The sequence below is a fragment of the Azospirillum sp. UFLA03-27 genome, from assembly GCF_059803775.1.
On record NZ_JAUQTX010000284.1, the window covers coordinates 1 to 8094 of the forward strand.

An 8094-nucleotide genomic window follows, 5' to 3' on the forward strand; every position below is an offset into this window, starting at 1 on the left:
GCTCTATCTGCTGACCGACGAGAATCGGGGCGAGATCCTGCGGGTGACTCCGGCGGGCAAACCGTAAGCACCGGTTCAGCGGCCCTCGTTGCGTCGGTGCGGTTTCTTCAGGCGCTCCGCGGCCATCAGGTCGCTGCGGCTGACGCCGATGTCCCTCAGCAATCGGTCGTCAAGGCGGTCGGGGGTGGCGGCCCGTTGTTTCCGGCGTTCCTTCAGGCGGTGGCAGGCTCCCAGCAGGGCGGCGGTGAGTGACTTCGGCAGGGTTGCGCCGAAAGCGCGGACGGCGGTCAGGGTCGGCATGGGCGATTCCTCCGTTCGGGCGGGGACTGCCGCCCCGCGTTGCCGGTCCTGTCTAGCGGGCTTTGGCCGGTGGGGAAGTGGCCCCCTTCACATCGGCCCCGCGCTTTCCGGACTTCCGATGGGACGGCAGGGGCGCTACACAGGCGCCCATGCCAGCCATTATTCCACCCTCCATCATCCCCATCGACGACCCGGACGACCCGCGGATCGCCGCGTACCGCGACGTGAAGGAGCGCGACCTCGTGGGGCGGGAGGGCCGCTTCATCGCCGAGGGGGCGGTGGTGCTGCGGACGTTGCTGACCGCCTCGCGTCATGAAACCCTGTCGCTGCTGATCGCAGACAAGCGGATCGCCGGGCTGGCGCCGATGCTGGAGGCGTTGCCCGCCGCAGTGCCGGTCTACAGCGCCCGGCAGGAGGTGCTGGACGCCATCGCCGGCTTCCCCCTGCACCGCGGCATCCTGGGCCTGGGGCGGGCTGCGGCGATGCCGGAGCCGGACGCGCTTCTGGCCGCGCTGGGACCGCGGGCGACCGTGCTGGTGCTGTGCGGGATCGGCAACCATGACAATGTGGGAGGCATCTTCCGCAACGCGGCGGCCTTCGGTGTGGACGCGGTGCTGCTCGATTCCGGCTGCTGCGACCCGCTTTACCGCAAGGCGATCCGCGTGTCGGTCGGGGCGGCGCTGCGGGTGCCGTTCTTGCGGATTCCGGTGGGAATCGATCCGGTCGCGCTGCTGGAGCGGCATGGCTTTGCCGTCCTCTCGCTGAGCCCGGCGGGAGCGGTGACCCTGGCGGGGCTTCGCCGTCCGGAGCGCGCGGCGCTGCTTCTGGGGTCAGAGGGGCCGGGCCTGCCGGCGTCCGTCCTGGCGCGGACGCGGACGGTGCGCATTCCCATGGCGCCGGATTTCGATTCCCTGAACGTTGCCACGACCAGCGGGATCGTCCTGCACCACCTCGCCTTTATGGCGGAGCCGGAGTCAGGAGTCGGCTGAGTCTTCGATCCGGCGTAGGCCGGGCGGGGTGGCGTCGCGCAGGCTCCGGGCGAGCGCGCGGAAGCCGGCGGCGCGCGGGTCGCTGGCCCGCCAGACCAGCCCGATGATGCGGCCCGGCGGGTCGCCCTGGAAGTCGCGGTAGGCGACCAGACCGCCCACCGTCGCCGCCTCCCCATCCCCCGTGGCGAGCCGCGGCATCAGCGTGTAGCCGGTGCCACTGGCGACCATGTGGCGCAGCGTCTCCAGCCCGGTGGCGTGGCGCATGCCGCGGGTGGTGGCGCCGCAGGCGGCCAGCGCCTGATCGCGCAGGCAATGCCCCTCCTCCAGCAGCACCAGTTCGCCAGGGTCGAGGTCGGCCAGGGCGATGGAGGGCAGGCTTTCCAGCCGGTGGCCGGTGGGGTGGGCCAGCACGAAGGGTTCGAAGAACAGGGCGTCGCAGGTCAGCCCCTCCGCCTCGACGGGCAGGGCGAGCAGAACGGCGTCCAGCCGCCCCTCCCGCAACTCCTCCAGCAGGCCGTCGGTGCGGCCTTCGGACAGCACGAGTTGGACGTCGGGCAGGTGCCGGCGCATCGCGGGCAGGACGTGGGGGAACAGGTACGGCCCCAGCGTCTGGATCGCCGCGATGGCGAGCGGACCGTGTAGGGCTCCTGCCGTCCCGCGGGCCAGCGCCAGCAGGCGGCGCGCCTCCTCCAGGACGACGCGGGCTTGGCGGATCACCACCTCCCCCTGCGGGGTGGGCAGCACGCGGCGGCTCGTCCGCTCGAACAGGGGGAGGCCGAGCAGGTCTTCGAGCTTGCGGATCTGCGCGCTCAGCGACGGCTGGCTGACCGAGCAGCGCTCCGCCGCCTTGCCGAAATGCCGCTGCTCGGCCACTGCCACCACATATTCCAGATCACGAAGGGACAGGCCGGCGAGATTCATAGGTTCTGGCTATCGAAGCATTTGAAACGATGTCTTGGATATATCAACGACGCGGCGGGATAACCAGGGGGCAAAGCGGACGAGCCAACCGATAAGAAACGCAAGGAGTTGAGCCATGAGCACCCTGACCACCGCTGCCGGCATTCCAATCGCCGACAACCAGAATTCGCTGACCGCCGGCCCGCGCGGTCCGGTGCTGATGCAGGATTTCCACCTGATCGAGAAGCTGGCCCACTTCAATCGTGAACGCATCCCGGAACGGGTGGTCCACGCCAAGGGGGCCGGCGCCTATGGCGTCTTCCGGGTGACCCGGGATGTGACGCCCTACACCGCGGCCAAGTTCCTGTCGGACATCGGCAAAGAGACGGAGGTGTTCCTGCGCTTCTCCACCGTCGGCGGCGAGAAGGGCTCCGCCGACGCCGAGCGCGACCCGCGCGGCTTCGCTGTCAAGTTCTACACCGAGGACGGCAATTACGATCTCGTCGGCAACAACACGCCGGTCTTCTTCGTCCGCGACCCGCTGAAGTTTCCGGACTTTATCCACACGCAGAAGCGCAACCCGGCGACCAACTTGAAGGACCCGACCGCGGTTTGGGACTTCTTCTCGCTGTCGCCGGAGACGATGCACCAGCTGACGATCCTGTTCAGCGACCGCGGCACGCCGCGCGGCTACCGCCACATGGACGGCTTCTCCAGCCACACCTTCTCGTGGATCAACGCGGCGGGTGAGCGCTTCTGGGTCAAGTACCATTTCAAGACCCGCCAGGGCATCCAGAACTTCACGGCGGAGCAGGCCGTGCGCATGGCCGGCGTCGATCCCGACCACGCCACCCGCGACCTCTTCGCCGCCATCCGCGACGGGGATTTCCCGGCCTGGACCGTCTCGGTGCAGATCATGCCGGAAGTGGAGGCTGACGCCTACCGCATCAACCCGTTCGACGTGACCAAGGTGTGGCCGCACGCCGATTACCCGCTGGTCGAAGTTGGCGAGCTGGTGCTGAACCGCAACCCGGAGAACTTCTTCGCGGAGGTCGAGCAGGCCGCCTTCAGCCCGGCCAACGTGGTGCCCGGCATTTCCTTCAGCCCGGACAAGATGCTGCAGGGCCGGCTGTTCGCCTACGCCGACGCGCACCGCTACCGGCTGGGCGCCAACCATCAGGCGCTGCCGGTCAACCGCCCGCACGCCGCGGAGGTCCGCAACCACCAGCGCGACGGCGCCATGCGCTTCGACGGCAACGGCGGCGGCAGCCCGAACTATGAGCCGAACAGCTTCGGCGGGCCGGTGCAGAACCGCGCGGTGACCGAGCCGCCGCTGCGCATCTCCGGCGATGCCGCCCGTTACGACCACCGCGAGGGCAACGACGATTACGCCCAGGCTGGTGCCCTGTTCCGCCTGATCGGGGCGGAGGCGCAGGAGCGGCTGATGGACAACATCGCCAACTCGCTGGGGGAGGCGCCGCTCTTCATCCAGCGGCGCCAGTTGAGGCACTTCTTCGCGGCGGACCCCGCCTATGGCGCGGGCATCGCGAAGCGGCTGGGAGTGACGGCCGCCGCGGTGACCGAAGAGGCGGCCGTGGCCGGCTGAGCCCAACTCCTGAACACTCGGCACCGCCGGACGCACCCCCTCGCGTCCGGCGGTTTTTTTGTGGGACGGGTCAGTCCACAGCGGCGTTTTGCCGGTTCGTCCAGCCCTCGGCGATCCGCGGCAGGTTGAATTCGATCCAGTCGGCGAGGAGGCGCACCTTCTCCGCGGCCTCCCGCCCCAGCGGCGTCAGGCTGTAGTCGACATGGGGCGGCACCACGTCGTGGGCGGTGCGCTTGACCAGCCCGTCGCACTCCAGCCATTGCAGCGTCTGGGCCAGCATCCGCTCGCTGACCCCGCCGATGGTGCGGCGGAGTTCGCTGAAGCGCAGCGTTCCGCTTTCCAGGGCGATCAGAACCAGGACGCCCCAGCGGCTGGTGACGTGCTTCAGCACCTCCCGCGACGGGCAGGCCGCGGCCATCAGGTCGCCGCGCTGCATCCGCTCCGACAGCGGCAGCGGAGTGTAGTCATCGTCCGGTTCCGGCATGGCCGCTCCCTTTCCAAAAAATCTTCACACTTACATTTATGTACGTACTTACGAAAAGTAAGCAAGTGGCTTAGGTAGGTGGTCACCACCCAACCGCAAAGGGGATACCCGACCATGACCATCGCCGTCACCGGTGCCACCGGCCAGCTTGGCCGCCTCGTCATCGCCCGCCTGAAGGAGACGGTTCCGGCCTCCGGCATCGTCGCCCTAGTGCGCTCCCCCGCCAAGGCCGCCGATCTGGGGGTCGAAGCCCGCGAAGCCGATTACGGCAACTCGGACGCGCTCGCCCACGCCCTGGCCGGCGTCGACACGCTGCTGCTGATCTCGTCGAACGAAATCGGGCAGCGGGCGGCGCAGCACCGCAACGTCGTCAACGCCGCGAAGGCGGCGGGCGTTGGCCGGATCGTCTACACCAGCCTGCTCCACGCCGACCGCTCGCCGCTGAGCCTCGCCGGGGAGCACCGGGAGACGGAAGAGGAGATGAAGGCGTCGGGCATTGCCTTCACGATCCTGCGCAACGGCTGGTACACGGAAAACCACACCGGTTCGGTCGGAGCGGCTCTGGCCGGCGGCGCCTTCATCGGCAGCGCCGGCGACGGGCGGATTTCCTCCGCCACGCGCGCCGACTACGCCGACGCGGCGGTGGCGGTGCTGACCGGGACCGGCCATGAGGGCAAGACCTACGAGCTGGCCGGGGACGAGGCGGTGACGCTGGCCGACCTTGCCGCGGAAATCTCCCGCCAGTCCGGCAAGGACATCCCCTACCGGAACCTGCCGGAGGCGGACTACGCCGCCATTCTCGCCGGCTTCGGCCTTCCCGAGGCCTTCGCAAAGGGCATCGCCTCCTGGGATGCCGATGCGTCGAAGGGCGCGCTGTTCGACGACGGGCGTCAGCTGTCGGCGCTGATCGGGCGTCCGACCACGCCGCTTTCCGCCGCCGTGGCCGCCGCCTTGCCCCGATAAGGGCAGGCCGGCAAAGAAAAAAGCCCCCCTCGCCTGTGCAAGGCGAGGGGGGCTTTTTCTGAGAGGCTACGGTCCGACGACGCCTACTGCGAGGCCGCCGCGATCTCCCGCGCGCGGCGGGAGACCGACGCCGCGTAGTGGTCCTTCGCCAGCACGGTGTAGACCGCCGGCAGAACGAACAGCGTGAACAGCGTGCCGATCAGCATGCCCGACACGATCACCAGACCAATGGAGAAGCGGCTGGCCGCACCGGCGCCGGCGGCGGTCAGCAGCGGCAGGAGGCCCACCACCATCGCCGCCGTGGTCATCAGGATCGGGCGCAGGCGGACGCGGGCCGCGTGCTCGATGGCGGTGCGGCGGTCCACCCGCTCGTTGATCTGCATCTCGCGGGCGAACTCCACCATCAGGATGCCGTGCTTGCTGATCAGGCCGATCAGCGTCACCAGACCCACCTGCGTGTAGATGTTCATGGTGGACAGGCCGAAGAACAGAGGCAGCAGCGCCCCGCAGATCGACATCGGCACCGAGATCAGGATCACCAGCGGATCGCGCAGGCTCTCGAACTGGGCCGCCAGCACCAGATAGATGACCACCAGCGCGAAGACGAAGGTGACCATGAGTTGGCTGCCCTCGGTCACGTACTGGCGCGATTCCGACAGGTAGGAGTGGCCGAAGCCGGCGGGCAGGATCTCGCGGGCCTGCCGTTCCAGGAACTCCACAGCCTGACCCATCGTCACGCCCGGCATCGGCACCGCGGAGAAGGTCGCGGAGGGAAGCTGGTTGTACTTGGTCAGGGCGTTCGGCTCCGTCGCCATCTCGATCGAGACGACGGTGGACAGCGGGATCTGCGCGCCGTTGCCCGCCGTGACGTAGTAGCGGGTCAGCGTCTCCGGCGTCAGGCGCTTGTCGCGCGGCACCTGCGGGATGACCTCGTAGGAGCGGCCGTTCAGGTTGAAGCGGTTGACGTAGTTGCCGCCGACCAGGATCGCCAGCGTGTCGCCGATCGACTGCATGGACAGGCCGAGGTCCGCCGCCTTGGAGCGGTCGACATGCAGCCGGACGACCGGGCTGTTGAACTGCAGGTCGCTGTCGGTGACGATGAACATGCCGCTCTCCATGGCGGCGGTCTTGATGCGCTCCATGGCGTTGAAGATGGTCTGGTAGTCGCCGGGGCTGTTGATGACCATCTGCACCGGCAGGCCACCGGTGGAGCCGGGGAGGGCCGGCGGCGACACCAGGAAGACCTGCGTACCGCTGACGTTGTTCAACTCGGCCTGGACCAGCGGCTGAAGTTCCTTGGCGCTGCGGGTGCGCTCGTCCCACGGCTTCAGGATCATGCCGGCGAAGCCCTGGGTCAGGGTCGGCAGACCGTTCAGCACGAAGCGGGTGTCGGTTTCCGGATAGTGGGTGAACACCTCGTCCATCTCGCGCCCGTAGGCGTCCATGTAATCGAGGTTGGCGTACTGCGGCCCCTTGGTGATGCCGAACAGGATGCCCTGGTCCTCCTCCGGCGCCAGCTCCGACATGGTGTTGGCGAAGAGGAAGCCGACGCTCAGCAGAACGCCGAAGCCGAACAGCAGGGTCGCCGCCCGGTAGTCCAGCGCGCCGCCCAGCCGCCGCCCGTACCAGCCGGACAGCTTGTCGAAGGTCCGGTCGACGAAGCGGGCGAAGCGGCCCTCGTTCATGTCGCGGGTCAACAGGAGCGAGCACATCATCGGCGACAGCGTCAGCGCCACCACGCCGGAAATGATGACCGATCCCGCCAGCGTGAAGGCGAACTCGCGGAACAGCGCGCCGGTCAGCCCGCCGAGGAAGCCGATGGGGGCGTACACGGCGGCCAGCGTGATGGTCATGGAAATGATCGGCCCGATGATCTCCCGCGCGCCGATCAGCGCGGATTCGACGGGCGACTTTCCCTCCTCCAGGTGGCGGTGAACGTTCTCCACCACCACGATGGCGTCGTCCACCACGAGGCCGATGGCGAGCACCATGGCGAGCAGCGTCAGCAGGTTCAGGCTGAAGCCCATCGCCAGCATGATCGTCGCGGCACCCACAATGGACAGCGGGATGGTCACGATGGGGATCAGCACCGAGCGGAAGGAGCCCAGGAACAGGAAGATCACCACGATGACGATGCCGACCGCCTCCAGCAGCGTCTTCTGCACCTCGTCGATGGAGGCCTGGATGAAGCGGGTGGAGTCGTAGACGATCTCCATCTTCAGCGACGGCGGCAGGTTGCGCTCCAACTCCGGCACCAGCTTGCGGATGTCCTCCACGATGGTCAGCGGGTTGCCGGTCGGCGTGGAGTTGATGCCGATGAAGATCGCCTGCTGGCCGTTCATCGACACGCTGGCGTTGGAGCTTTGCGCGCCCAGCTCGATCTCGGCGATGTCCTTCATGCGCACCAGCGCGCCGTCCTTGGACTTCACCACCATCTGCCGGAACTGCTCGACGTCGGTCAGGCCGGTGTTGGTGGTGATGTTGGAGACGACAAAGACGCCTTTCGATTGCCCGGGGGCGGACTGGTAGTTGTTGGCCTGGATCGCCGCCCGCACGTCGGCGGCGGCGATGTTGCGCGCGGCCATCCGATCGGGGTCGAGCCAGACGCGCATGGCGAAGGTCTGGCCGCCCAGGATCTGCGCCTCGGCGACGCCGGACACGGTGGACAGCAGCGGCTGCACCACGCGCGTCAGGTAGTCGGAGATGGCCGCCCCGGACAGCTCCGGGCTGGCGAAGCCCATGTAGAGGATGGAGGTCGTCTCGCCCGTGGATTTCAGGATCACGGGGTCGTTGGCCTCGCGCGGAAGCTGGTATTTGACCTGCTGCACCTTCGACATCACGTCGGTCATCGC

At 68.2% G+C, this 8094-nt stretch carries 7 protein-coding genes; 3 read left to right on the forward strand and 4 right to left on the reverse strand.

All coding sequences use genetic code 11. The annotated features are described in order from the left end of the window. Positions 1 to 75: 75 nt before the first annotated feature. Positions 76 to 300: a hypothetical protein gene (locus Q4I23_RS28025; RefSeq protein ID WP_498528378.1), complete on the reverse strand. Its 225-nt coding sequence runs from the start codon at positions 298 to 300 to the stop codon at positions 76 to 78. Between the two features lie 149 nt (positions 301 to 449). Here Q4I23_RS28025 and Q4I23_RS28030 point away from each other — a divergent pair, with 149 nt between their 5' ends. Then, the gene (locus Q4I23_RS28030) at positions 450 to 1289 is read left to right on the forward strand and encodes a TrmH family RNA methyltransferase (RefSeq protein WP_454020894.1); all 840 of its coding nucleotides are present in this window, start codon (positions 450 to 452) and stop codon (positions 1287 to 1289) included. On the opposite strand, the gene Q4I23_RS28035 is transcribed toward Q4I23_RS28030, so the two are convergent. Next, complete coding sequence (locus Q4I23_RS28035) at positions 1275 to 2210, reverse strand: LysR substrate-binding domain-containing protein (protein ID WP_454020895.1); 936 nt, start codon at positions 2208 to 2210, stop codon at positions 1275 to 1277. The genes Q4I23_RS28030 and Q4I23_RS28035 overlap by 15 nt on opposite strands. 115 nt (positions 2211 to 2325) lie before the next feature. Between Q4I23_RS28035 and Q4I23_RS28040 the strand changes: the two genes are divergently transcribed. Beyond that, a complete protein-coding gene (locus tag Q4I23_RS28040) occupies positions 2326 to 3795 on the forward strand; it encodes a catalase (protein ID WP_454020896.1) in 1470 nt (489 codons plus the stop codon). A 70-nt stretch (positions 3796 to 3865) separates the two neighbouring features. Here the strand turns inward: Q4I23_RS28040 and Q4I23_RS28045 are convergent, their stop codons facing one another. Continuing rightward, positions 3866 to 4279, reverse strand: a complete 414-nt coding sequence (locus Q4I23_RS28045; RefSeq protein WP_498528379.1) for a winged helix-turn-helix transcriptional regulator — start codon at positions 4277 to 4279, stop codon at positions 3866 to 3868. Between the two features lie 114 nt (positions 4280 to 4393). Here Q4I23_RS28045 and Q4I23_RS28050 point away from each other — a divergent pair, with 114 nt between their 5' ends. Further along, a complete protein-coding gene (locus tag Q4I23_RS28050; protein WP_498528380.1) occupies positions 4394 to 5242 on the forward strand; it encodes an SDR family oxidoreductase in 849 nt (282 codons plus the stop codon). Positions 5243 to 5325: 83 nt separating this feature from the next. Here Q4I23_RS28050 and Q4I23_RS28055 read toward each other — a convergent pair. After that, positions 5326 to 8094: efflux RND transporter permease subunit (locus tag Q4I23_RS28055; RefSeq protein WP_498528381.1), on the reverse strand; the 2769-nt coding region annotated here is incomplete at its 5' end.